We start from the raw sequence: 23,579 nt of genomic DNA, 5'->3' as shown, positions 1-23,579 counted from the left end.
CGGTGGAAATGCCAATGTTCCCGCTCGGCGCGGTCCTGCTGCCCGGCGAGCCGTTGTCCCTGCAGATCTTCGAGCCGCGCTATGTGGCACTCATCGAGGACTGCCTCGACGGACGCCGGGAACCGGAATTCGGGGTGGTCCTCATCGCCCGCGGGCACGAGGTCGGCGGCGGTGACGTGCGCACCGATGTGGGCGTGCTGGCCCAGATCACCGACGTGGTGCAGCTCCCGGGTTCGCGGTTCCGGCTGCGCTGCCAGGGTGCCGACCGCATCCGGGTCACCGACTGGCTGACCGACGCGCCCTACCCCCGCGCGGAGGTCGAACGGTGGCCCGACGGTGCCGTCACCGACGACGCCGACCTGCTCGCGGGAGTGCGCGAACGCGCCGACCGGCTGCACGAGCTCACCGCCCGCCTGGCCCGCAAGTCCGGCATCCGCAGGCCACCGCCCTCGGCCTCGCTCGACGGCCTGTCCGCCGACCCGAGCGCGCGTTCCTTCGAACTGGCCGCGCGCCTGCCGATCGGCCAGACCGACCGGCAGGCGGCCCTGGCCGCACCGGACCCGCGAGCCCGGCTGGACACCCTGATCACCGCGATGGACGACGCCATCGCCGTCATGGAGTTCCGGCTGCTCTGAGGCTCAGCCCGCGGCGTCCATCATCTGCGCCATGCGCCGGTCCATCTCCTCCGGCGAGACGTCCTCGATGTGGGTGGCCACCGTCCAGCGATGACCCCACGGGTCCTCGAAGGCACCGCTGCGGTCGCCGTAGAACTGGTCGGTCATGGGATTGATCTCGGTGGCGCCCGCCTGGAGTGCCGCGGCGAAGGCGGCGTCGGCATCGGGGACGTAGACCATCAGGTTCACCGGTGAACCGCCGACCTGTTTCGGATCGGGGAAGCCGATGTCGGGTGCCGGGTCGCCGACCATGAGCACCGAGTCGCCGACGAGCAGTTCGCAGTGCGCGACGGTGCCGCCGGGACCGGGCATGCGCATGCGCTCGGTGGCGCCGAATATCGCGGTGTAGAAATCGATCGCGGCCGCGGCGCCCGCGCACGAGAGACCGGGACAGATTCGCGGATAACCAGCGGGAATGGGGTCGACGTCAGACATCGGGTACCTCCGGGTCGAGGGTGATGCTCGGACCGTTCGAGCCTATTCCCCCGCCATCGCCGGGGAAAGCCCTCGCGGCCCGAGGTCTTCCGGCGGGCCGCGAACACTGGTAGAACTTGTTTCAGTTTCATTGTCTGACGGAGGGCGGGACATGCGCTACGGGCTCGTGTTGTTCACCAGTGACCGGGGCATCACGCCCGCCGACGCCGCGGTGGCCGCGGAGAACGCCGGTTTCGATTCGTTCTATGTGCCCGAGCACACCCACATCCCCGTGGTGCGCGCGGCCGCGCATCCCCAGACCGGCGATTCCTCGCTCCCCGACGACCGCTACCTGCGCACCCTCGACCCCTGGGTGGCACTGGCGACCGCGGCCGCGGTGACCGAGCGGATCACGCTGTCGACGGCGGTCGCGCTGCCCGCCGAGCACCACCCGATCACCCTGGCCAAGACCATCGCCTCCCTCGACCACCTCTCCGGCGGCCGGGTGGAGCTGGGGGTCGGATTCGGCTGGAACACCGACGAACTCACCCACCACGGCGTGCCGCCGAAGAAGCGGCGCACGGTACTCGCCGAGAACCTGGCCGCCATGCGCGCGCTGTGGTCGCGGGAAGAGGCCGAATACGACGGGGAGTTCGTGCGGTTCGGGCCGAGCTGGTCGTGGCCCAAGCCGGTGCGCGCCGGGGTGCCGGTGCTGCTGGGCGCGGGCGGTACCGAGAAGAGCTTCGGCTGGCTGGCCCAGCACGCCGACGGCTGGATCACCACCCCGACCGAGGGCGAGCTGGGCGAGAAGATCGCCCTGCTGCACCGTGTCTGGGCCGAGGCGGGCCGCGAGGGCACCCCGCGGGTGATCGCGCTGGCCGGACGGCACAATGCCGAACAGCTCGAGCAGTGGGCGGCGGCCGGAGTCACCGAGACGGTGTTCGGGTTGCCCGACAAGGCCGCCGACGAGGTGCGCGGCTACATCGGTCATCTCGGCAGCAAGCTGGTTCCGGCCGCCGCGCGCTAGGTCGCTCTCAGGCGCGGAGTTTGCGCACCTGAGCGGCGGTGAGGTCGGCCAGGACACCCGGGTCGACCTCTTCCGGGGCGGTGACCACGAGCTGAACCAGGGTGTTGCCCACCTGCACCAGTGAGGTCGCCGAGGTGAGGGTGAGGCCGTCGCTGGTGGCGGTCAGGGTGAAGGCCGAACTCGCGTCGCCCGCGGACGGCTGGGTGAGCGGGGCGGTGCGGTAGTCGATCCGCACGCCCGCGTCGTCACCGGTGTAGGTGGCGCAGCGGCGGAATTGTGCCTGCAGGGCCTCGAAGGCCGGGGTGAGGGCGGTGTCGGGGTAGCTCGCGGCGTCGACGTCGATGGTCGCGAAGCTCGGGCCCGCGAACTGCACCGAGGCGTCGGCCGAGGAACCGGGCCACTGGGTGGCGATCGGGGTGAGCAGGCGGGCGCAGTCGGCCGGATCGGTGAGGGCGGCCGGGGGCACGGCGGCCTCGTCGCGGTTGTCGCGCGGCGGGACCACCGCGAAGGAGCCGGGCAGATCGGTCGCCGCGAGCAGCGCGGCCGACAACCGCGCCGGGTCCGTGATCGGGGTGCCCGAACCCGGCGCGGCCGACACGGCCGCCGGGAACTCGGCGGGTTCGTCGTCGGCGCCGCAGGCGGCCACGCCGGTCAGCGCGGCGCACGCCGACGCGGCCGCGCTCGCGCGCAGCAGAGCCGACCGCATCATTCGGTCCAGGAGACGCGCGTGGACTGCGTCTGCACCAGCGTGCTGACACTGCGCTCGTCGCGGTAGGTCTGCTGACCGCCGACCTCGATCGCGCCCGACACCGGCAGCGGCAGGCCCAGATCCACCGTGATGGTGCCCGTGCCCTCCATCACGTAACCGGCGATGTCGAGGGCGCCCGCGTCGTTGGGCAGCATCCAGACCGTGTCGGTGGGGGTCTGGCTCACCTGCAGGTCGATGGTGAGCCGGTCGCCCTCGCGGGCCACCAGGGTGGCGGTGGTGATCTGGTCGAGGGTCACCCCGCCGGTGATCTCCTGGTGCACGGTCCACACCGCGCCCACGCCCACCGGCTCGTCCGGGAACGCGATCGAGCGGTAGACCGCCTGGTAGAAGGCCTGTTCCAGGGCGGCACGCGCGGAGTTGGGGGTCTCCGGGGAGGGGGCCATGCGCAGTTCGGTGATGGCGCCCAGATCGCTCATCGCCAGCCCGGCGTGCGAACCGTCGGCCGCGGTGAACGCCTTGTTCAGTGCCGGGTCGGGGGTGGTGACCGTGCCGACGGTCAGGTCGACGCCGTCGGGTCCGGCCACCGCGGTCATCGGGATGGTCAGCGCGGCGGGCGAGAAATCGCGCGTCGGCTGATCGTTGACCTGCTGCTGGATCTGATAGTCGGTGCACAGCGTCACCTGCTGGGTGGTGCCGCGCGCGTAGCTCGGCCGCAGCTGCGCCCGCGGTTCCTCACCCGGCGAGACCAGCGAGGTGACCGGCGCCGAGATCGGCACCGTCACTTCCTTGCCGAGCATCCCCAGCGGCTCGGTGCCCTCGGCCTCGGCGGGCGCGGAGGACCGGTCGGCACACCCGGCACCGAAGGTCGCGAACCCGAGTACGAGCGCTACGAGCAACACCCCGGGCCGCGCGATGCGGGGTGAGCGAGGACCAGACAACACCGTCACAGCCATCAGCGTACGACCGGTTCCTGAGTAACACCTGGGACCGGTCACCCACCGAGACGCGGGCCCGAATCCCGGCTAGGGAATGATGGACGCGTGAGTGAAGACCGGCCCACCGACAACGCTGCCGACCCCGAGACGGGCGCGGACGCAGCGGCTCCGGCGGACGACCCCGCCCCCGACGCCGCCGAGACCACCAAACCCGCAGGTCGCCGCCGGTTGACGACGCTGCTGGCCATCGCCGTCGTACTGTTCGGCCTCGACCTGCTGACCAAGTGCCTGGCCGTGGCCTTCATCGACCCCGGCGAATCGGTGCCGATCATCGGTGATTTCGCCCGCCTCACCCTGGTCCGCAACCCGGGCGCGGCGTTCTCGATGGCGACCGGCATGACCTGGCTGCTCACCCTGATCGCCGCCGCGGTGGTGATCGGCGTGATCCGCATCGGGTCCACGCTGCGCTCGCTGTGGTGGGCGATCGGCCTGGGCATGGTGCTCGGCGGCGCGCTGGGCAATCTGGTCGACCGGCTGTTCCGCTACCCCGGCCCACTGCAGGGCCATGTGGTCGACTTCGTCGCCGTGGGCTGGTGGCCGGTGTTCAATGTGGCCGACTCGGCCATCGTGTGCGGCGCGATCCTGCTGGTCGCGCTCACCGTGTTCGGGTTCGAACCGGACGGCACCCGTAGTGGCCGCAAGCACACCGATGGCGAGGAGACCGCGTGAGAGAGACCAGGACCATGCCTGTGCCCGACGGGCTGGACGGGATGCGCGTGGACGCGGGCCTGTCGCGGCTGCTCGGGCTCTCGCGGACCGCGGTGGCGGCGCTGGCCGAGGAGGGCTCGGTGCAGCTCGACGGTGTCGCCGCGGGCAAGTCCGACCGGCTGACCGCGGGCGCCTGGCTGGAGGTGATCTTCCCCGAACCCAAGCGGGAGGTGACCGTCGAGGCCACCCCGGTGGACGGGCTGAACATCCTCTACGCCGACGACGACATCGTCGCGGTGGACAAGCCGATCGGCGTGGCCGCGCATCCCGGTGTCGGCTGGACCGGGCCGACCGTGGTCGGCGGGCTGGCGGCGATGGGCTACCGCATCTCCACCTCCGGCGCGCACGAACGCCAGGGCATCGTGCACCGCCTGGACGTGGGCACCTCCGGGGTGATGGTGGTCGCCCAATCCGAACACGCCTACACGATGCTCAAGCGCGCCTTCAAGGAACGCACGGTCGACAAGCAATACCATGCTCTCGTGCAGGGACACCCGGATCCGAGCAGCGGCACCATCGACGCGCCGATCGGGCGGGCGCGCGGCAACGACTGGAAGTTCACCGTCACCGGTGACGGCAGGCCCAGCATCACCCACTACGACACGATCGAGGCTTTTCAGGCGGCCAGCCTGCTCGACGTGCATCTCGAGACCGGCCGTACCCACCAGATCCGGGTGCACTTCTCCGCGGTCCGCCACCCCTGCGCCGGTGACCTGACCTACGGTGCCGATCCCACGCTGGCCAAACGCCTCGGCCTGGAACGGCAGTGGCTGCACGCGCGTCAGCTCGGATTCCATCATCCCGCCGACGGCCGCTGGCTGGAGATCACCAGCGAGTACCCCGCCGATCTGGCCGGCGCCCTGGACGTGCTACGCAATGCCTGACGACCCGCGGTCGTCCGATCCGGCGCCGGCAGCGGCGGCGGACGACCGCGGGTCCTCCGCCGCCTGGAGCGGCGACCGGCACCGGATCGCCAAGGCCGTGATCCTCGGTGCCGCGGTGGTGGGTGCGGTGGTGCTGCTGGTGTTCGCCTTCACCGCCCCGCGCGCGACCTCGGGGGTGGCCACCGACCGCCTCGGTCCCGCACCGGGCGAACAGGTCGCCGAATACCTGAACCAGGCGCGTGCCTCCCTCGACGGCACCGATACCGACCTGCACTGGGCCCTGCTCACGCCCACCGACTACCTGACGCCCCAGCAGATCCCGGATGCGGCCAACGGCCTGCGGGTGGCCGGGGTGATCCAGTACGTGCCGATCGACCGGGTGCAGACCCCGGTGATCACCGTCGCCACCCCGGCCGGCGACGAGCCCGCGGTGAAGTCCGCCGAGGCGGCGGCGGGACTGCTCGCCGCGCAGCAGTTCCACGACCAGCGCAGTGCCGATATCGCCCGCGTCACCGAGGCCCGGCTGCGCGCGGGGTGCGCGTGCACGGCGGGCTTGATCGTGCGCGGCACGCTGCCCGAATTGCGCGAGCTGGCGGCGCAACCGGGGGTCCGGTCGGTGCAGGCGCTGCCCGCCGACGCGCTCGCCGGGCGGTTCGCGGTGAGCCCGCTCCTGCCTGGCACCACCGGCACCGTCACGCCCATACCCGACGACGGGCCGGTGCCGACGGAATAGGCGGTCGGGCGCGACGCGGACCCGCTTACCGTTCAATCCGGCAGTGTGACGACCCCGTCGAGATAACGGCGGCAGCGGCCGAGCAGCAGCACCCGGTCCTCGGCGAGTTCGGCGCGCAGGGTGCCGCCGCGGCGGGAGAGCTGGCGGGCGGTGAGGGTGGTGCGGCCCAGTTCGCGGCTCCACAGCGGGACGAGCTGGGCGTGCGCGGAACCGGTGACCGGGTCCTCGGGGACACCGACGCCGGGAGCGAAGAAGCGCGACACCACGTCCACCGTGTCGCCGGGCGCGGTGAGGACCACGCCGCGAGCCAGCGCTGGGAAGGCACCGAGATCCGGTGTCGCCGAACGGACTTCGTCCTCGGTCGCGACCACGATCACCTCGTCCTGGCCGGTGTGGGCGCGGACGGGGGTGACCCCGAGTGCCGCGACGAGCGCCGGATCGGGGTCGACCTGGATCGAGGCGAGGGCGGGCAGGTTCAGCACGTATTCGTCGTCGTCGGTGCGGTCGACGTGCAGCCAGCCGGAGCGGGTGTAGAAGCTGACCCGGTCGTGCTCGGGGTGCAGGTCCTCGATGATCTGGGTGGCCGAGGCGAGGGTGGCGTGGCCGCACATGTCGACCTCGACGGCGGGGGTGAACCAGCGCAGGTGGAAGGCGGGCCAGTCACCGGGCGGGCCGCCCGCGGCGGGGGGTAACTCGGAGGTGTAGAACGCGGTCTCGGCGAGGTTGTTCTCCTCGGCCAGGTGTTGCAGCAGCGTGTCCGGCAGCCAGGTGGGCAGCGGCATGACCGCGGCCGGGTTGCCCGAGAACGGTGCGTCGGTGAACGCGTCGATCTGGTGCAGCAGAACCTCCATAGTGCGCAAAGGTACTCCAACACCGAATGACGGTACGGCGCAAGGGTTCTCGAGGCGAACCCGGCCAGGTCAGCCGGGCCTCACGCGCCCTGCGCGCCGACCGCGGGGACGAACTTGCCGCGGTTGCCGGACAGCCGCGCCTGCACCCACCACGCCAGTTCCACCAGCACGATGCCGACCGCGCCGCAGGCGAACGCGGCCAGGGTGAGCCGCGGGTTCGACGGGTCGAGCTTGAAGAACTCGCGGGTGAACGGGATGGTGAACAGCGCGAGGTAGGCCAGCACCGAGGCCGCGATCAGCACGACCTTCCACCACACGTACGGCCGGGCCACCAGGGCCAGCACCCACACCGCGATCATGATCAGCGTGATGAGCGCGGTGGTGCCCGCCTGCACCTTCTGGGTCTCCGACGCCTCGGGACCGGCGTAGGCGATGAGGTAGGCCACGAAGGTCGCCACGCCGATGACGATGCCCGAGGGCACCGCCAGGCGCATCACCCGGCCGACGAACCCGGAGCGGGCGCGCTCGTTGTTGGGCGCCAGCGACAGGATGAACGCGGGGATGCCGATGGTGAACCAGGCCGCGATGGTGACGTGGCGCGGCAGGAACGGATAGCCGATCGGGTCGTAACCGAAGATCTGCGAGCCCACCCCGGCCAGGCCCACCAGGAACGCCAGCAGCACCGAGTACACGGTCTTGGTGAGGAACAGGTTCGAGACGCGCTCGATATTGCCGATCACCCGGCGGCCCTCCCCCACCACGTACGGCAGGGTGGCGAACTTGTTGTCCAGCAGCACGATCTGGGCCACCGCGCGGGTGGCCGGGCTACCCGCGCCCATGGCGACGCCGATGTCGGCGTCCTTGAGGGCCAGTACGTCGTTGACGCCGTCACCGGTCATGGCGACGGTGTGCCCGCGCGACTGCAGGGCGCCGACCATGGCGCGCTTCTGGTCGGGGCGCACGCGGCCGAAGGTGGTCTCGTGGTCGAGCACGTCGGCCAGGGCGGCCTGGTCCTCGGGGAGCTTGCGCGCGTCGACGGCGTGGTCGCCGCCGGGCAGGTCCAGCGAGGAGGCCACCGCGCCCACCGAGACGGCGTTGTCGCCGGAGATGACCTTGATCGAGACGTGCTGGCTCGCGAAGTACTCGAGGGTGCCCTTGGCGTCGGGGCGCACCTTCTGCTCGAGCACCACCAGCGCGGCGGGTGAGACGGCGCCGGGGGCGTCGGCGGCGTCGACCGGGCGGTCGCTGCGCGCCAGCAGCAGCACGCGCAGGCCCGAGGAACCGAGTTCCTCGGCGTGGGCGGCGTCGGCGGAGGCCGGGTCGAGCAGCACGTCGGGGGCGCCGAGCAGCCAGTCGCCGTGGTCGCCGTAGGAGATGCCGCTCCACTTCTTGGCCGAGGAGAACGGCGCGACGGCGGTCTGGGTCCAGCCGGGGGTGTCAGGCAGGGCTTCGCCGATGGCCTGGACGCTCGCGTTGGGGCGCGGGTCGTCGCCCGCCAGCGCGGCCAGGGCCCGCTTCACCTCGTCGGCGCCGAAGTCACCGAGCGGTTCCACCTGCGACAGGCGCATGCCGTTCTCGGTGAGGGTGCCGGTCTTGTCCGCGCACACCACGTCCACGCGGGCCAGGCCCTCGATGGCGGGCAGTTCCTGCACCAGGCAGTTGCGCTTGCCCAGCCGCACCACACCGACCGCGAAGGCGATGGAGGTCATCAGCACCAGGCCCTCGGGCACCATCGGCACCAGGGCCGCGACCATGCCGGTGACGGCCGGGCGCCACGACTCCCCACTGGACACCAGCTGGTTGTAGATGCTCAGCGCACCGGCCGGAATGAGCAGGTAGGTGATGAATTTCAGGATCTTGTCGATACCCGAGCGCAGTTCCGAGTGCACCAGGGTGAACTTGCTGGCCTCCTCGGCCAGTTTCGCGGCGTAGGCGTCCTTGCCGACCTTGGTCGCGCGGTAGGCACCCGAACCGGCCACCACGAAGCTGCCCGACATGACCGGCGCGCCGATGCCCTTGTCGATCGGGTCGGCCTCGCCGGTGAGCAGCGATTCGTCGACCTCGAGCGCGGAGGCCTCCTCGATCTCGCCGTCGACGACGATCTGGTCGCCGGGGCCGAGCTCGATCAGGTCGTCGAGGACCACCTCGCCCGGACTCACCTGCTGGGCCACCCCGTCGCGGCGCACCGTCGGCTTGGCCTGGCTGACGATGGCCAGCTGGTCGAGGGTGCGCTTGGCCCTGACCTCCTGGATGATGCCGACCGCGCTGTTGGCCACGATGAGCAGGCCGAACATGCCGTCGATGATCGAACCGGTGGACAGCACCAGCACGAACAGCACCCCGAGGATGGCGTTGATGCGGGTGAACACATTGGCGCGGACGATCTCGCGCACCGACCGGCTCGCTCTGGCCGGGACATCATTGGTCTGACCGTCGCGACGGCGCTGTTCGACCTGTGCTGCCGTGAGCCCGGTGGCGGCAGGCTCCTGCACGGAAATGGACATGCTCGTCAGGCTACGGCAGACGTAACGTAGGACGAATGCAGCGCAGCGCCTCTCCGCCCGGTGTCGTCTTCGGTGCCGGTGCCTACCTGATCTGGGGCCTGTTCCCGGCGTTCTTCGGACTGCTCGCGTTCGCCTCGGCGGCCGAAGTGGTGGCGCAGCGGATCATCTGGACGCTGGTGGTGGTGCTGCTGGTGCTCGCGCTGAGCGGGCGGCTGCGCGAGCTGGCGCGGATCGACGCGCGGACCTGGCGGCTGGCCGTGGCCGCGTCGGCGGCGATCTCGATCAACTGGGGCACCTACGTGTACGGCGTGATCAGCGGGCACGTGGTGGAGTGCGCGCTGGGGTATTTCATCAATCCGCTGGTCACCGTGGCGTTCGGGGTGGTGCTGTTCCGGGAGCGGCTGACCAGGGCGCAGTGGGTGGCGCTGGGGCTGGGCGCGCTGGCGGTGGTGGTGCTGACCGTCGACTACGGCAGGCCGCCGGTGATCGCGCTGGTGCTGGCGTGTTCGTTCGCCGTCTACGGGCTGGTGAAGAAGGTGATCCGGCTCGACGCGCTGCGCGGGATCGCCGCCGAGGGCATCGTCGCGGCGCCGTTCGCACTGGCCTTCGTGATCGTGCTGGTGGCGACCGGGCGCAGCGAATTCGCCTCCGGTGCGGGACATTCGGCCCTGATGATGGCGACCGGCCCGGTGACGCTGGTCCCGCTGCTGCTGTTCGCCGTCGCGGCTCAGCGGGTGCCGCTGTCGACCATGGGCATCCTGCAGTACCTCACGCCCGCCTTGCAGATGGCCTGGGGCGTGGCGGTGATGCACGAACCCATGCCGACCTCGCGGTGGATCGGGTTCGCGCTCATCTGGGCCGGGCTGGCGGTGTTCACCACCGATGCCGTGGTGCGCTCGCGGGAGCGTCGGCGGACGACCGCCGAGCAGATCGGCACGGCCGTGCCGAAGGGGTGACGCGCGTTGCGCCGGTCGGCACGGTGTCGGCGAAGGGCTGAGGTGCACAGCCGGATCGCCTTCGGGCGCTCAACCCAGCGGTGAATATTCCCAGATCAGGCCCTGTTCGGTGAGGGTGGGCAGGAAGTTGCTGTCGAACGGGGTGCTGCGTTCGATGCTGTGCGCCAGATCGGCGAGCAGGGCGCCGAGCGAGCGCCAGCCGGGTGGGGCCATGTCGGCGGTGTCCTTGCCGAACTCGGTGACGCAGCCGCGCAGCGGGCCGGGCCGGGTGTCGCAGACCAGCATGGTGCCGTCGCGTTCGGCGATCGGCACGAACTCCGGGACGAACCGGCCCGCTTCCGAACTCGCCGCAGCGTTGCCGCCCGCGGTGGTCGTGCCGGGTTCCCCGGCGGTGAGCTCGCACCAGATCGCGCACTGCAGGTCGTGCAGCTCGAGCATCTGCTCCAGGCTCAGCAGGGTCATGCCGGGTAGCAGGTCGGCGGGGCCGCCGCCGTTGTGCAGGGTGAACCATTCGCGCAGCTCCGCGGGCCAGCGCACGCCGGTGCCCGCTTCGGCACGGTCCACGGCGAGCGTGCCCGCGCCGGTTCTGGCCAGGCTCGGCCAGACCTCGCGGTCGCAGCGGTTCATGACGACTCGCCACAGCCGTTCCCACTGGCCGGTGACGGGGACGGCGGGCGTCTCCGAGACCGGATCGCGCTGCGGAGCCGCGTCCGAGACCTGGTCGTGCACCGGAACTGTGTCCGAGGCAGGTTCGTGTTGCGGTGCCGTACCCGCGGCCGGTGGGTGCCGGGGTGCCGTGCTCGGCGCCGGGGTGGGGTCGGGGTGGCGTCCGATGACGGTGCGGCCGCCGGAGTAGACGCGCAGGTCGAAGGTGTCGTCGTGTTTGCGGGTGCGAACCGGTTCGTCGGCGGTCGTGGGCCAGAGCTGGAGCCGGATGTGGACGTCGGCGCGGGCGCGGTCTCGACCGCGGGCGCTGACCGCGATGCCGTGCGGGCCCGTCGGGAGGGAGAGGAGGTGGTCGATCTCCGGTGGGCGCACGGAGGACAGCGTGGTGCGGGTGAGGGTGGCCTCGGGCGGCAGGTCGATCGTGCCGGTCTCGACCGTCTCCCAGTCGTCGAGGTCGGTGAGATCCGGTGCGGTGTCGCGGATCTCGAGGTCGAGGTCGATGACCCCGTAGGTCCAGCCGATCCACAGGCACCCGTTCTCGTTGCCGAGGTGGTCGCGGTACACGGCCAGCAGGGTGCCGGGTCCGCCGGTGTCGACGACGGGTGCGTAGGGGTAGGCGGCGGGCGCGAGGTAGAGCTCCGGATGGCTCAGTTCGATGATGTGCCTGCTGCGCTGCGCCACGGTGACGTCCTCCTTCGGCTGATCGGATACCCCCACTGTGGCGGGTCGCGGCGCGCCGACCCGCCACGACGCGCCGGGCGGCGACGCGTCGTCGGGCGTGGGTGGGAAATCGCGGGCGGGCACATGCCGACCGGTAGGCTTGCGGGTCGGACAATCGGCGTGTTGTCGCCCGGGAGGAGCAGGTCTGTGCAGGGTTCGGGGTTCTCTGATCGGGTGGCCGGGGTGCTGGTGGGTGGCGCGGCCGGGGATGCGCTGGGGGCGGGCTACGAGTTCACGCGGCCGGGGCCGGACGCCGAGATCGGGATGATCGGGGGCGGGCCGTTCGACTGGGCGCCCGGGGAGTGGACCGACGACACCTCCATGGCCCTGGCGGTCGCCCTGGCCTCGGTACACGGGCCCGGTCTCGACCTCGACGCGGTGGCGGCCGGATTCGTGGCGTGGTTCGATTCCAAACCGCCGGACATCGGGAACCAGACGCATCAGGTGCTCTCGGCGCGGTCGCCGTCGGCGCTGGCCATGCAGACGGTGGCGCTGTCGCTGACCGGGCGCACCGGCGGCAACGGCTCGCTCATGCGGACCGCGCCGGTCGCGCTGGCCTATCTCGACGACGCCGAGGGCTGTATAGCGGCGGCCGGGCGGGTGGGGCTGCTCACCCACGCCGACGAGCACGCGGTCGAGGCGTGCAAGATGTGGACCTACGCGATCCGGCACGCGGTGCTGTCGGCCGATTTCGGTGGGGTACGCGAATACGTGGCCCGCTCACCACAATCCGCGTACTGGACCGAACGCCTCGACGAAGCCGAGCACGGCACCCCCGCCGACTTCCCGAACAACGGCTGGGTCGTGCACGCCTTGCAGACGGCCTGGTGGGCCATCACCACCACCGACCAGTCCACCCCCGAGCACCTGCCGCTGGCCCTCCGGGCGTGTGTGCGCGCGGGCAACGACACCGACACCACCGCCGCCATCGCGGGCGGTCTGCTCGGCGCCCGCTGGGGCGCCTCGGCGGTCCCGTCCGAGTGGCGCGCGATGCTGCACGGCTACCCCGGCCTCACCGGCGCCGACCTCCCCGACCTCGCCCTGCGCATCGCCACCAGCTCCCGCTGACACGGGCGCACAGGCACTACCAGACGGTGATGGTCGGGCCGGGAGTCCAGGTGCCCCAGCGGTTGTCGGAGCGGACATCGACAGCGGCCGGTCCGGCGGTGGGGTCGAGCGGGAGGTAGCGCTCGAGGGAGCCCCAGTCGCGGTCCCAGTCGTTGTTCAGGTAGGTCGGCAGGGTGCGGGCGGTGAACAGGAGCTGGGTCCAGCCGAGCGGGCCGCCACCGTCGTGGCCCTGCCACAGGTTGGTGATGGTGGCGCCGTTGCGGTCGGGCAGGATGCGGTATTCGGGCAGCTCGGCGATGCCGTTGTAGGTGGGCAGGTGGTTCTGGCACGGGAAGTGCAGGCCCACCGCCCAATCCAGCAGGACCGGGGACTCGCGGCCGACGAGGGCGTTGAGCGTCGTGGTCCGCGGCATGCGCGGCGGGGTCACCGCCAGCCACTGGTCGGCGCCGAGGTCCTTGTCGGCGGCGACCAGGCGCACCACGTTCGCGTCGGGGGGGAGCTGGTCGAGCGGCACGCGCAGATTGCGCCAGATGGGCGCGGGGCCGATGTCGATCGGGTCGACCCGGCCCGCCACGGTGACCTCGTCGCCGGGTCCGGCGGTGCCGTATTCGACGGCCAGGTCCTGGCCGGGATGGACGATGCCGTCGGCGTCGACCGAGCGGATCCGGCCCGCCACCGCGATCGCCAGCAACGGCCCGCGCGGGCCCTCGGGCAGGCGGAACCAGCCGGTGGTCAGCGACGCGGGTTCCTGGTCGCCGGCCCGGTAGCTGCCGAGCACCGGGGTGCTCGCCGGGTCGAGACCGAACGGGAGCTGCAGCGAGCCCTGACGCGATTCCGAGCCCGCCGAGGTGGAGGCGTCGCGCAGGGTATCGGGGTCGTCGGAGACCGAATTGGCTTGGCCGGTGGTCGATTCCACCTCGTCGGAGGTGAGCACCGGGGCGACGCCGTCGGCGCGGAAACCGGTCGACTCACCGGTGAGCGCGGTGGTGACGTCACCGCGCAGCGGCGAGAGCATCGAGGCGTTCGGGTCGGTTTCGACCAGCACCTCGTCGGCCATTCCGCAGCCGCCGGCGAAGGCGGCCCGGAAGTTGGAGCTCGCCAGCGAATACGCCGGATACTGCGCGACACTCGCTTTCGCGAAGGAGGCCAGTTCGAACAGCACCATCATGGCCGCGGCGACGGCCAGCACGGGCAGTCCGGCGAGCCGGGTCGCGCGCGGCTTGGGGTTCGGGTGGATGTGGTACCAGGCGGCGACGGCCAGGGCGAGCACGGTCAGCGCGACGAACGCGGTCGACAGCCCGTAGCCGGCGACCGTCGGCGGCTTGTCCCACCACGGGATGCCCCACGAGGACACATACCAGTAGCCGTTGGCGCCGACGAAGGTCATGGCCAGGGCGAAGAACACCGCCGCCGCGAACAGCGCGCGATTGCGCAGCGGCCGCAGCACTTCCGAGCTCACCGCGACCGCGGTCACCGCGGCGACACAGGTGGCCAGCCCGGCGAACACACCGAACTGGTGGGTCCACTTGGTGGGCGAGAACATCATCAACGCCATGGCGGCCACGGTGATGCCGAGCATGCGCCGGGTCGGGCCGACCGCGATGCCGGGGATGCGCCCGCCGCGGCGCAGCAGGGTGACGGTGCAGACCAGCAGACCCAGCAGCATGACGAACACACCGAAGCGGCGGGTCAGCCAGCCGTCGGCATTGAGCTGCAACAGGTACTGGTAGCGCAGGAATTCGAAGAACCAGGACTCGCCCGGCCCGATTCCGCTGTGCACGGCGAACATCTCGCGCACCCCGGCCAGGGTCCGGTCGGCGAACACGACGGTGAGCACCATGGTGCCCGCGGCCAGGATCGGCAGCAGCTGGGCGAGGTAGCCCACGGTCTGCGCGCGGCGCACGATCACGGCGGTCACCACGCGGGCACCGGCGACCAGGGCGCCCAGGCAGATCAGGCCCGAGGGCGCGCCGGTGAGGGTGAACGCCGCCACGATCACCGCGACCGCGAACGGCAGCACCCGCCGGGTCGCGATGGCCCGCTCGACCGACACCCAGGTGACCAGGACACCCAGCGCGACCACGAATTCCGCGCGCAGGCCGTTGTTGTAGGGCAGCCAGAAGGCCAGGAACACCAGTGCCGCGGTCCAGGTGACCACCTTCCGGTGCCGCATCGCCACCCCGAGGCGGGGCAGCACCTCGCGGCTGATCAGCCACCAGGTGAGGATGCCCGCGCCGAGTGCGGGCAGGCGCACCAGCGGGCTCACCGCGGAGATATGGGTGAGCCAGCCGATGATGTCGGTGTAGGGGGTGTAGAAGGGTCCCTCGTCGACGCTGAACCAGCGGTAGTAGTTGGACATGTTGCCCGAACTGCGCGCGCCCCTGGCCATGCCGAGGATGTAGCCGTCGTCGGAGGTGTTGGCGCCGATGAAGTGCCAGACGACCAGGGTCGCGAAGACCAGCCAGTCGACCGGGCGCAGCCGCCACCAGCGCTGCGGCAGGAAGCGGCGCGCCGAGCGGCCGTCGAGCGCGTCGAGGCGGTGCAGGGCGTAGAGCGACAGCGCCGTGGCCAGCAGGCACAGCGCGATGACGGCCAGCTTGGGCCAGGTGGGCGAGGTGGTGTAGCGGGCGTCGACGTCGACGCGCACCGCCAGGTCGGCCGGAGCGGCACCGGTCAGCTCGCTGAACACACCGACGACCTGCGGCCGCCGGTCCCCCGGCACCGTCGCACCGGACGCGCCGAAACCGGTGGTGGTGACCACGGATTCGTCCGGTGTGAGCGAGACGGACAGGGCGCAGGAACGATCGATGGTCTCGGCCAGCGGCGCGGTCCACAGCAGCGTCGAGCGCGAGACCACATCCACCCGCCCCGGCCGCTCGTCGGTGTCGGCGACGACCTTCACCACGAACCCGTAGCGTTCCATATCGGCCGACTGCCGCGGCACGGTGGAGACGGCGACACCGCCCTCGGCGGCCAGCGAACTCAGCGCGCTACACGGCACGGTCGCCGACAGCGCGGCAGGCGCGTAGGCCACCAGCGGCGCCTCCACTCCCGCGACCGCCCCCTGCTGCGGCCAGGACACGGTCGCCGCGTCCACCCGCACCGGCAGGAACGGAATGGCCACCGCCGCCAGCACCGCGATCAGCCCCGCGACGATCGCGACGATCCGCGCCCATACCCCGCGAACTCCCCCGCCGTCCGCCGCCGAAGCATCCCTGGGCGGATGCCCCTGCCGCACGATCGTCTCTACCACGGGGCCCGATAGTAGCCGCGCCCCGAACTCCCTCCCCCTCCGGCCGAACACCGGCCTTCCGGCCGCAGCCGAACCGCCACGACCGCACTGCACTCCGGCCGACCACGGAATTCAGGCCGAGCCGAACCGCATGACCGCCCCGCGCTCCGGCCGACCACGGGTCCCGGCCGGAGCCGAACCACCGCAACAACCCCGCGCTCCGGCCGACCACGGCGCTCCGGCCGGAGCCAAACCGCCATGACCGCACTACCGACCCCGCACGCCCCGACCCTGAGGAGGGGCCGCCGCGCAGCGGCGGTTCGCGGCGGGTCGCCGGTCAGGCGCCGCGGCGTACGCGACGAAGGAGCAAGCCGCGGTGCCTGACCGGCGGCCCCTCAGGCCGCGAACTCGAGCGCGCCAGCGCTCCAGATATCAAGCACAGGCGACGGACTGCTGGCCGAAGTTGGTCAGCATCTGGCACGCCCAGGCCTTCTGCACCTTCCACTTCCCGTCCTCGGCCACGAACGGCACGTCGACCACATTGGTCTGCCCGTTGACCGTGAAGTTCGCCTTGGCGTTGACGCTGTCACCGAAGGAGGTGACCTCGGTGACCTGCACCTGCACCCCGGCGTCCTGCGCGGCCTGGGCGAGGCGGTTGGGCAGTTCGGGGTCGGCGGAGCCGCCCTGGACGAAGTCCAGTTTCTGGTCGTTGGGGATCGACGGGTCCAGCGCCGTGTTGAGCTGCTCGTTGAGTTCCTCGACGGTGGGTACCGGCGGGAGGTCGGCGGCCGCGTTGGCGGTGGTGGTCATGGTGCTGGTGGTGGACTTGGCGGCGGGCTTGTCGCCCTTGTCGTCGCTGCACGCGCTCAGCCCCAGGGCGGCGACCACCGCCAGGCCGGCGATCGCGACACGTCCGGTCGTACGAAGCTTCAACTTCTCGTCCTTTGCGTTCGAGGTGGCAGAGATTCCATCGCGGTTGCCGAGGCTACTCCTCAGGCGAGGCTGTCGAGCGGATCCGCCCGGCACAGCCCGGTGTCGTCGGCTGGAAAGGTACGCGCCGGACCCGGGCCTGTCGAGCTCGTCTCGAACCGTACCGTCACCACCCCGTAGCCGGCGCCCTGCACCCAGCCGTGCCCGTGTTCCGGATGCCGCACGTCCATGCCGGGAAACCACTGCCCGGCAGGCGGATTCCGGGGTTCATCGGGTTCCGGGGCGGGTTCGTCGACGGTGACCACGTCGTCGGGGACCGCCTGGTCGAGTTCGGGGAACAGCGATTCCTGACGGACCAGCGACAGGCCGCCGTAGCCGACCCCGACCAGCCGGATCGGCCCCAGCTCGGCCGGGTCGATGGCCGAGCGTTGCGCGGCGGCGGTGAGCGTGGCCGGGTCGGTGGTGGCGTAGGGCAGGGTGAACGATCTGGTCACGATGCCCATATCGGATTTCTTGAGCTTGAGGACGACGGTGCGCGCGGCCCGTCCGTCGCGTTCGAGCCTGCGGTGCGCGGCGGCGGCCATGGCGGTGACGGCGACGCGCAGGTCGGCCAGGGTGACGATGTCGCGTTCGTAGGTGTTCTCGGCGCTGATCTGTTTGGCCTCGGCGCGTTCGGTGACCGGGCGGTCGTCGATGCCACGGGCCAGCCGGTGCAGGGCGGCGCCGACGCTGCCGCCCAGGATCGAGGCCGCCTCCGATTCCGGCAGCGCGGCGAACGCGCCGACGGTCTCGATGCCGAGCCCGCGCAGCCTGCTCTCGGCGACCGGCCCGATCCCCCACAGCTTGCGCACCGGCAGCGCGGCCAGCAGCGCGCCCTGTTCGGTGGGCGAGATGACGCGCAGTCCGTCCGGTTTGGCCAGGCCGGACCCGATCTTGGCCAGCTGTTTGCCGGTGCCCGCGCCGATCGAGGCGGTGAGCCCGGTGCGCGCGTGCACCAGCGCGCGCAGCCGCGTGCAGTACCGCTCGACCTCGGCCACGGTGGCACCGGCCAGTTCGGCGGGCTCACCGAAGGCCTCGTCGAAGGACAGGGTCTCCAGCACCGGGATCCGGCTGCGCAGGGTGTCGAACACCTGGGCGCTCAGGACCGAGTACACGGCTCCGCGCGGCGGGACGACCACCGCCGAAGCCCCGATCAGGCGCCGCGCCTGATGCATGGGCATGGCCGAACGGGCGCCGTAGACGCGGGCCTCGTAGCTGGCCCCGGCCACCACGCCACGCTGCCCCACTCCGCCCACCAGTACCGGCCTGCCGCGCAGGGTCGGGCGGGTGAGCTGTTCGGCCGAGGCGAAGAAGGCGTCCATGTCGATGTGCAGCACCCAGCGGCGTCCGGTGACCGCGGCGTCGGCCCTGGTGTCGGTGCTCACCAGCCGCAATCTACGCGGGGGCACCGACAGCCACGCCAGACCGGTTGACAGCCATGCCACAGCCAGGACACAGGTGGGTGTGTGATGATCGGAGGATGAAGATCCGCAAGGCTGTCATTCCGGCGGCGGGAATCGGCTCCCGGCTGCTTCCGCTGACCAAGGCGACGCCGAAGGAGATGCTGCCGGTCGGCGACAAGCCGGTCATCGAGCACACGGTCCGCGAGCTGGTCTCCTCGGGCATCACCGACATCACCATCGTGGTCAGCGGTGGCAAGTCGCTGATCCAGGACCATTTCCGGCCCAACCCGGCGCTGGTCGCACAGCTACGCGCCGACGGCAAGGCCGCCTTCGCCGACGCGGTGGAGGAGGTCGGCGAGCTCTCCCGCGCCGGGCACATCACCTATCTCGACCAGCACGGCCCCTACGGCAACGGCACCCCGGTGCTCAACGCCGCCCGGCATCTCGGCGACGAGCCGATGCTGGTGCTGTGGCCCGACGACGTGTTCGTCGCCGAGGTGCCGCGCGCCCAGCAGCTCATCACCGCCTACGAGTCCACCGGCTGCCCGGTGCTCGCGCTGCTGCCGATGGAGCCGGGCGAATCGCAGCGCTACGGCGTGCCGGTGGTCCGCGAGGACCTCGACGACGGCCTGCTGCGCATCTCCGGCCTGATGGAGAAGCCCAAGCCCGAGGACGCCCCGTCGGCGTTCGCGGCGATCGGCGGATACGTGGTGACCCCGGGCATCATCGAGGAACTGCAGCAGCAGACCGACAACTGGTACACCCACCAGAGCGGCGAGGTCTACCTGACCGACGCGATCAACAACTACGCCGCCAACCACGCGGTGTACGGGCAGGTCATCCAGGGTCGCTGGTACGACACCGGCAACCCGGCCGACTACCTGGTCGCCCAGTTCGCCTCGGCGCTGGCCCATCCCGAGTACGGGCCGCTGCTGCGCCAGCTCGTCGACTGACCGATCACCGGAGGCCCGTCAGGGCCGCGAACTCGAGCGCCCGCGCTCTAAAATCTCCGGATCGCGAAGATGTCGAATTCGCGCAGGGGATGCAGGCCGACCGGGACGCCCCAGTCGTGGGCGTCGAGGATCTGGCCCATCCCCGCGTAGATGCCGACGTGTGAGCCGTCGCCGTTGAGGATGACGACGTCACCGGGTGCCAGGCCACCGTAGGTCACCGGCAGCCCGACCTCGGCCTGTTCCCAGGTGGTGCGCGGCAGGGTGACGCCGACCTGGCGGAAGGCCCACTGCACCAGCGCCGAGCAGTCCCAGGCGTGCGGGCCCATCGCGCCCCACTCGTAGGGTTTGCCGATCTGGGTGGCGGCGGCGGTGAGCGCGCCGATCCCGGTGGCGCTGGGGAACGGGATCATGCCCGAGCCGCTGGAACTGCCGGTGGAGGAGCCCGATTCGCCCGAGCCCGAGGAGCTGCCGGTCTGCGACCAGGCGGGTCCGGCGAGCACGAGCGTGGTGACGAGCGTGGCCGCGAAGCCGAAGGCCAACCGCCGCAATACTTTTCGTCGCACAGGAGCGCCCTTCCGGTTACCCACGGGGACCGGTGTCGCGCCGAGCGTGTCGCTACCCTCGGCGCGGCACCGTTTCCACAGGACAATCGTCACGAACAGTCACTGCCGCCTCAGCGGGTTCCATGCGCATCAGCAGTAACGCTGACGATTCTGCGCGATCACTCCGCCCCTGTCAGCTACATCAGCAAACTCCCAGCACCTTCCGCGAGCCGCGGTGGAAAAGACAACGCCCCCACGCCGCGGACGACGTGGGGGCGATCGGTGCGACGACCGGGGTCAGGCCTTGGTGACGTCGGCGCGGACGCCGCCGGTGAGCTCGGCCGCCGCGCCGGAGGCCGGGCCGAACTCCAGGCTGGTGGCCAGGATCTCGCCGGCGATCAGGTCGCGGTGGGTCCGTGCCCAGGCCAGGCGTTCGGCCGGGACCTCGAGCAGCACCGAGATCCGGTCGGAGACCTCGAGGCCGCGGGCCTTGCGGGTCTCCTGCAGATCGCGGATGAGGTCGCGGGCCCAGCCCTCGGCCTCCAGCTCCTCGGTGACCACCGAGTTCAGCACCACCAGACCGGCATTGCCGGGCAGCGCGGCGGTGGACTCGGGCTCGGCCGCGACCAGCCGCTGGGTGTACTCCTCGGGCAGCAGGGTGATCCCGGCCGCGCTGACCACACCGTCGGCGGACTCGCTCCACTGTCCGGCCTTGACCGCCTTGATCACCGTCTGCACCTGCTTCCCCAGACGCGGACCCGCGGCGCGCGCGTTGACGACCAGCTCGAAACGGCCGTGCGCGTCCACGTCGGTGGTCAGGTCGACCTTCTTGACGTTCACCTCGTCGGCGATGAGCTCGGTGAACGGTGCCAGCCGCGCCGCGTCGGAGGCGGCGATGGTGGTCTCGGCCAGTGGCAGCCGCACCCGCAGGTTCTTGGCCTTGCGCAGGCTCAGCACCGTCGAGCAGACCGTGCGCACCTCGTCCATCGCGTCGACGAGCTCGGCGTCGTGCGGCAGTTCGCCCTCGGCGGGCCAGTCGGCCAGGTGCACCGAACGCTCGCCGGTGAGCCCGCGCCAGACGACCTCGCTGATCAGCGGCAGCAGCGGCGCGGCCAGGCGGGTGACCACCTCGAGCACCGTGTGCAGCGTGTCCACCGCGTCGCGGTCCTCGGACCAGAACCGCGAACGCGACCGGCGCACATACCAGTTGGTGAGCGCGTCGGCGAAGGCACGCAGTTCCTCGGCGGCACCGGCGATGTCGTAGGACTCGAGCGCCTCGGTCATCACGTCGCGGGTCACCGCGAGCTTGGCCAGGATGTAGCGATCGAGCACGTTCGCCGAATCCGTGCGCCACACACCCGGCTTCGAGGCGTAGAGCTGCAGGAAGGTCCACGCGTTCCACAGCGGGCGCAGCGCGTGGCTGACACCTTCGCGGATGCCGCGCTCGGTGACGATGAGATTGCCGCCGCGCAGTACCGGCGAGGCCATCAGGAACCACCGCATGGCATCGGAGCCGTCGCGGTCGAACACCTGGTTGACGTCGGGGTAGTTGCCCTTGGACTTGCTCATCTTCAGGCCGTCGTCACCGAGCACGATGCCGTGCGCGATCACCGACTTGAACGCCGGGCGGTCGAACAGCGCGGTGGACAGCACGTGCAGGTTGTAGAACCAGCCGCGGGTCTGCCCGTTGTACTCGACGATGAAATCGCCGGGGCTGTGCGGCGCCTGGTCGGCGGTGCCCTCGAACCACTCCTTGTTCTCGAACGGGTAGTGCACCTGGGCGTAGGGCATCGAGCCGGACTCGAACCAGCAGTCCAGCACCTCGGGAACCCGGCGCATCATGGACTTGCCGGTGGGGTCGTCGGGGTTCGGGCGCACCAGCTCGTCGATGTGCGGGCGGTGCAGGTCGGCCGGGCGCACGCCGAAGTCCTGCTCGAGCTGGTCGAGCGAGCCGTAGACGTCCACGCGCGGGTAGGCCGGGTCGTCGGAGACCCACACCGGGATCGGCGCGCCCCAGTAGCGGTTGCGGCTGATGTTCCAGTCGCGCGCGTTCTCGAGCCACTTGCCGAACTGGCCGTCGCGGATGTGCTCGGGCTCCCAGGTGATCTGCTTGTTGAGCTCGACCATCCGGTCGCGGAACTTGGTCACCGCGACGAACCAGGACGGCACCGCCATGTAGATCAGCGGCTGGCCCGAGCGCCAGCTGTGCGGGTAGGAGTGCTCGATCGTCTCGTGCCGCAGCAGTTTTCCGGCGGCCTTGAGATCCTTGATGATCACCGGGTTGGCGTCGAAGACCATCAGGCCCTCGTACGGCGGCACCATCGAGGTGAACTTGCCCGCCGGGTCCAGCGGCTGCACGATCTCGATGCCGTTGGCCGTGGCGACATCCATGTCCTCTTCACCGAAGGCGGGTGCGAGGTGGACGATGCCGGTACCGGAATCGGTGGTGACGTAGTCGGCGGTGAGCACGCGGTGCGCGTTCGGGTGACCGAGGAAGAAGTCGAACGGCGGCCGGTAGGACAGCCCGGCCAGCGCCGCGCCGTCGTACTCGCCGAGCACCTCCGGCTCCTCGCCGAACTCACGGGTGTAGTGCCCGACCCGCTCGGCGGCGAGCACGTAGCGCTTGCCGTCGGCGCCGCGCAGGTGCACGTAGCGCACGTCGGGATGCACCGCGATGGCGAGGTTGGACGGCAGCGTCCACGGGGTGGTGGTCCAGATCAGCGCGTTGGCGCCGTCGAGCGCGGCGAGCGGGTGCTCGGCGTCGACACCGAGGACCATGTCGACGGTGACGGCCGGGTCCTGGCGCATGCGGTAGGCGTCGTCGAGGCGCGCCTCCTGGTTCGACAGCGGCGTCTGCTCGTACCAGCTGTAGGGCAGCACCCGGAAGCCCTGGTAGATCAGGCCCTTGTCGTAGAGCGCCTTGAAGGCCCACATGACCGACTCCATGAAGTCGGGGTCGAGGGTCTTGTAGTCGTTGTCGAAGTCGACCCAGCGCGCCTGGCGGGTGACGTAGTCGCGCCACTCGCCGGTGTAGCGCAGCACCGAGGCCTTACAGGCGGCGTTGAACTCGGCCAGCCCCATCGCGTCGATCTGCGACTTGTCGGTGATGCCGAGCTGCTTCTCGGCCTCGATCTCGGCGGGCAGGCCGTGGGTGTCCCAGCCGAAGCGGCGGTCGACCAGCTTGCCGCGCATGGTCTGGAAGCGCGGGATCAGGTCCTTGACGTAGCCGGTGAGCAGGTGGCCGTAGTGCGGCAGGCCGTTGGCGAAGGGCGGGCCGTCGTAGAAGACGAATTCGTCGGCGCCCGCGCGGTTGGCCAGGCTGGCGCGGAAGGTGTCGTCGGCGGCCCAGTAGGCGAGAACCTGCTGTTCGAGTTCCGGGAATGTCGCACCGGACTTCGCGCCGAAATCGACCCGGGGGTACGCGCCGCCGGTGGTTGTCTCGTCCGCCATCGCGGAAGTACTCCTCGTGCCGTCGCGCCGTCGGCGCGTGCGTGGGCACGGGGACGACGCCGGCGCCGGTGCGCCGAGACCGCGGTACCACCCCGCTTGCGCGTTCCGCGGGGGAACGCGC

Annotated in this window: 19 protein-coding genes; 8 read left to right on the top strand and 11 right to left on the bottom strand. The window is 71.2% G+C overall.

Annotated elements, in window-relative coordinates; translation table 11 throughout:
• Positions 1-8 precede the first annotated feature (8 nt).
• Positions 9-635 (top strand): LON peptidase substrate-binding domain-containing protein, encoded by a 627-nt coding sequence (locus ACFC06_RS27605; protein ID WP_375937969.1) that lies wholly within the window; start codon positions 9-11, stop codon positions 633-635.
• Positions 636-638: 3 nt separating this feature from the next.
• On the opposite strand, the gene ACFC06_RS27600 is transcribed toward ACFC06_RS27605, so the two are convergent.
• Positions 639-1,109, bottom strand: a complete 471-nt coding sequence (locus tag ACFC06_RS27600) for a VOC family protein (protein ID WP_375937850.1) — start codon at positions 1,107-1,109, stop codon at positions 639-641.
• A gap of 151 nt (positions 1,110-1,260) precedes the next feature.
• Between ACFC06_RS27600 and ACFC06_RS27595 the strand changes: the two genes are divergently transcribed.
• Positions 1,261-2,115, top strand: a complete 855-nt coding sequence (locus tag ACFC06_RS27595; RefSeq protein WP_375937847.1) for a TIGR03619 family F420-dependent LLM class oxidoreductase — start codon at positions 1,261-1,263, stop codon at positions 2,113-2,115.
• A 7-nt stretch (positions 2,116-2,122) separates the two neighbouring features.
• On the opposite strand, the gene ACFC06_RS27590 is transcribed toward ACFC06_RS27595, so the two are convergent.
• Positions 2,123-2,824: a hypothetical protein gene (locus ACFC06_RS27590; protein ID WP_375937844.1), complete on the bottom strand. Its 702-nt coding sequence runs from the start codon at positions 2,822-2,824 to the stop codon at positions 2,123-2,125.
• Positions 2,821-3,777, bottom strand: a complete 957-nt coding sequence (locus tag ACFC06_RS27585; RefSeq protein ID WP_375937841.1) for a hypothetical protein — start codon at positions 3,775-3,777, stop codon at positions 2,821-2,823. The genes ACFC06_RS27590 and ACFC06_RS27585 overlap by 4 nt, the downstream gene beginning before the upstream one ends.
• A gap of 87 nt (positions 3,778-3,864) precedes the next feature.
• On the opposite strand from ACFC06_RS27585, the gene lspA reads away from it, so the two are divergent.
• Genes lspA through ACFC06_RS27570 form a run of 3 tightly spaced genes read left to right on the top strand, consistent with a single transcriptional unit; the run spans position 3,865 to position 6,144 of the window.
• Entirely contained in the window at positions 3,865-4,488 is a 624-nt protein-coding gene (gene lspA / locus ACFC06_RS27580) for a signal peptidase II (RefSeq protein WP_375937838.1), read from the top strand.
• Positions 4,485-5,411: an RluA family pseudouridine synthase gene (locus ACFC06_RS27575; protein ID WP_375937835.1), complete on the top strand. Its 927-nt coding sequence runs from the start codon at positions 4,485-4,487 to the stop codon at positions 5,409-5,411. Before lspA ends, ACFC06_RS27575 begins: the two co-directional genes overlap by 4 nt.
• The gene (locus ACFC06_RS27570; protein WP_375937832.1) at positions 5,404-6,144 is read left to right on the top strand and encodes a hypothetical protein; all 741 of its coding nucleotides are present in this window, start codon (positions 5,404-5,406) and stop codon (positions 6,142-6,144) included. Before ACFC06_RS27575 ends, ACFC06_RS27570 begins: the two co-directional genes overlap by 8 nt.
• Before the next feature lie 32 nt (positions 6,145-6,176).
• Here ACFC06_RS27570 and ACFC06_RS27565 read toward each other — a convergent pair whose 3' ends face one another.
• The gene (locus ACFC06_RS27565) at positions 6,177-6,995 is read right to left on the bottom strand and encodes a PhzF family phenazine biosynthesis protein (RefSeq protein WP_375937829.1); all 819 of its coding nucleotides are present in this window, start codon (positions 6,993-6,995) and stop codon (positions 6,177-6,179) included.
• 80 nt (positions 6,996-7,075) lie between these two features.
• Complete coding sequence (locus ACFC06_RS27560) at positions 7,076-9,499, bottom strand: HAD-IC family P-type ATPase (RefSeq protein ID WP_375937826.1); 2,424 nt, start codon at positions 9,497-9,499, stop codon at positions 7,076-7,078.
• Positions 9,500-9,534: 35 nt separating this feature from the next.
• Between ACFC06_RS27560 and rarD the strand changes: the two genes are divergently transcribed.
• Positions 9,535-10,455, top strand: a complete 921-nt coding sequence (rarD, locus tag ACFC06_RS27555) for an EamA family transporter RarD (protein ID WP_375937823.1) — start codon at positions 9,535-9,537, stop codon at positions 10,453-10,455.
• Positions 10,456-10,524: 69 nt separating this feature from the next.
• Here rarD and ACFC06_RS27550 read toward each other — a convergent pair whose 3' ends face one another.
• The gene (locus tag ACFC06_RS27550) at positions 10,525-11,925 is read right to left on the bottom strand and encodes an SMI1/KNR4 family protein (RefSeq protein WP_375937820.1); all 1,401 of its coding nucleotides are present in this window, start codon (positions 11,923-11,925) and stop codon (positions 10,525-10,527) included.
• A 63-nt stretch (positions 11,926-11,988) separates the two neighbouring features.
• On the opposite strand from ACFC06_RS27550, the gene ACFC06_RS27545 reads away from it, so the two are divergent.
• Positions 11,989-12,909 (top strand): ADP-ribosylglycohydrolase family protein, encoded by a 921-nt coding sequence (locus ACFC06_RS27545; protein ID WP_375937817.1) that lies wholly within the window; start codon positions 11,989-11,991, stop codon positions 12,907-12,909.
• Between the two features lie 16 nt (positions 12,910-12,925).
• Here the strand turns inward: ACFC06_RS27545 and ACFC06_RS27540 are convergent, their stop codons facing one another.
• The 3 genes from ACFC06_RS27540 to ACFC06_RS27530 form a co-directional block, all read right to left on the bottom strand.
• Complete coding sequence (locus ACFC06_RS27540) at positions 12,926-16,162, bottom strand: arabinosyltransferase domain-containing protein (protein ID WP_375937814.1); 3,237 nt, start codon at positions 16,160-16,162, stop codon at positions 12,926-12,928.
• Positions 16,163-16,573: 411 nt separating this feature from the next.
• On the bottom strand, positions 16,574-17,074 hold the full coding sequence (locus ACFC06_RS27535; RefSeq protein WP_375937811.1) for a hypothetical protein: 501 nt from the start codon (positions 17,072-17,074) through the stop codon (positions 16,574-16,576).
• Positions 17,075-17,133: 59 nt separating this feature from the next.
• On the bottom strand, positions 17,134-18,432 hold the full coding sequence (locus tag ACFC06_RS27530; protein ID WP_375937966.1) for a DNA polymerase IV: 1,299 nt from the start codon (positions 18,430-18,432) through the stop codon (positions 17,134-17,136).
• 158 nt (positions 18,433-18,590) lie between these two features.
• On the opposite strand from ACFC06_RS27530, the gene ACFC06_RS27525 reads away from it, so the two are divergent.
• A complete protein-coding gene (locus ACFC06_RS27525; RefSeq protein ID WP_375937808.1) occupies positions 18,591-19,466 on the top strand; it encodes a UTP--glucose-1-phosphate uridylyltransferase in 876 nt (291 codons plus the stop codon).
• A gap of 47 nt (positions 19,467-19,513) precedes the next feature.
• Here the strand turns inward: ACFC06_RS27525 and ACFC06_RS27520 are convergent, their stop codons facing one another.
• Together ACFC06_RS27520 and ileS are read right to left on the bottom strand one after the other, a co-directional pair.
• Entirely contained in the window at positions 19,514-20,029 is a 516-nt protein-coding gene (locus ACFC06_RS27520) for an NlpC/P60 family protein (protein ID WP_375937805.1), read from the bottom strand.
• Between the two features lie 276 nt (positions 20,030-20,305).
• Complete coding sequence (gene ileS / locus ACFC06_RS27515) at positions 20,306-23,458, bottom strand: isoleucine--tRNA ligase (protein WP_375937802.1); 3,153 nt, start codon at positions 23,456-23,458, stop codon at positions 20,306-20,308.
• Positions 23,459-23,579 lie beyond the last annotated feature (121 nt).

It is taken from the genome of Nocardia sp. NPDC056064 (genome assembly GCF_042266925.1).
GTDB lineage: Bacteria > Actinomycetota > Actinomycetes > Mycobacteriales > Mycobacteriaceae > Nocardia.
The sequence above is the reverse complement of the archived record's forward strand: the minus strand, read 5'-3'. Positions and strand labels throughout refer to the sequence as shown.